At 70.4% G+C, this 1,481-nt stretch carries 2 protein-coding genes; both read left to right on the plus strand.

Translation table 11 applies throughout. The annotated features are described in order from the left end of the window. Window positions 1-642 (plus strand): electron transfer flavoprotein subunit beta/FixA family protein (locus AC07OQ_RS24425; RefSeq protein WP_495055734.1); only part of this gene is annotated, 642 nt, incomplete at its 5' end. A 138-nt stretch (window positions 643-780) separates the two neighbouring features. Then, window positions 781-1,481 (plus strand): electron transfer flavoprotein subunit alpha/FixB family protein (locus AC07OQ_RS24430; RefSeq protein ID WP_495055735.1); only part of this gene is annotated, 701 nt, incomplete at its 3' end.

A 1,481-nucleotide genomic window follows, 5' to 3' on the forward strand; every position in this document is an offset into this window, starting at 1 on the left:
GACGAGATCGCCGTCGAAGAGGCCGTGCGCCTGAAGGAGAAGGGCGTGGTCACGGAGGTGATCGCGGTGTCCTGCGGCGTCACGCAATGCCAGGAAACGCTGCGCACCGCGATGGCCATCGGCGCCGACCGCGCGATCCTGGTGGAGACGCCGGCCGAGCTCGAGCTGCAGCCGCTGGCCGTGGCCAAGCTGCTGAAGGCCCTGGTGGACAAGGAGCAGCCCCAACTGGTGATCCTGGGCAAGCAGGCCATCGACGACGATTGCAACCAGACCGGCCAGATGCTGGCCGCGCTGGCCAATCTGCCCCAGGGCACCTTCGCCTCCAAGGTGGAAGTGGCCGACGGCCGCGCCAAGGTCACCCGCGAGGTGGATGGCGGCCTGGAGACCGTGAGCCTGGCGCTGCCGGCCGTGGTCACCACCGACCTGCGCCTGAACGAGCCGCGCTACGTCACCCTGCCCAACATCATGAAGGCCAAGAAGAAGCAGCTCGACGTGCTCAAGCCGGCCGATCTGGGCGTCGACGTGGCGCCGCGCATCAAGACCCTGAAGGTCGAGGAGCCGCCCAAGCGCAGCGCCGGCATCAAGGTGCCCGACGTGGCCACGCTGGTGAACAAGTTGAAGAATGAAGCGAAGGTGATCTGACCCACCCCCTACGCGCTGCGCGCGCCCCCTCAAGGGGGCGGGCTCGGCGGCCCGGCAAAGCCGGATCCGCGAGCCCCACGCGATCCAAGTCAAAAGCATGCGGCGGCCTGAGCCGACGCATCCAAGGAGATTGAAGACATGACCGCTCTCGTCATCGCCGAACACGACAACGCCCACATCAAGGGCGCGACCCTGAACACCGTCACCGCCGCAGCCGCCGCCGGCGGCGAGGTGCATGTGCTGGTGGCCGGCGCGAATGCCGGCGCCGCCGCCGCGGCCGCCGCGCAGATCGCCGGCGTCGCCAAGGTGCTGCATGCCGACGCCGCCCAGCTGGCCGACGGCCTGGCCGAGAACCTGGCCGCCCAGGTCGTCGCGCTGGCCCCTGGCTACAGCCACATCCTGTTCCCGGCCACCGCCTCGGGCAAGAACGTCGCGCCGCGCGTGGCCGCGCTGCTGGACATGGGCCAGATCAGCGACATCACCAAGGTCGTGAGCGCCGACACCTTCGAGCGCCCGATCTATGCCGGCAACGCGATCGCCACCGTGCAGAGCGCCGATGCCATCAAGGTCGTCACCGTGCGCACGACCGGCTTCGATGCCGCGCCGGCGACCGGCGGCGCGGCCGCCATCGAGACCCTGGCCGGCGCCGCCGACAGCGGCAAGAGCAGCTTCGTCGGGCGCGAGGTGACCAAGAGCGACCGCCCCGAGCTGACCGCCGCCAAGATCATCGTCTCCGGCGGCCGTGCGCTGGGCAGCAGCGACAAGTTCAACGAGGTGCTGACGCCGCTGGCCGACAAGCTGGGCGCGGCGCTCGGTGCCTCGCGCGCCGCGGTGGACGC

The sequence above is a fragment of the Roseateles sp. GW821-FHT09B06 genome (assembly GCF_059418245.1).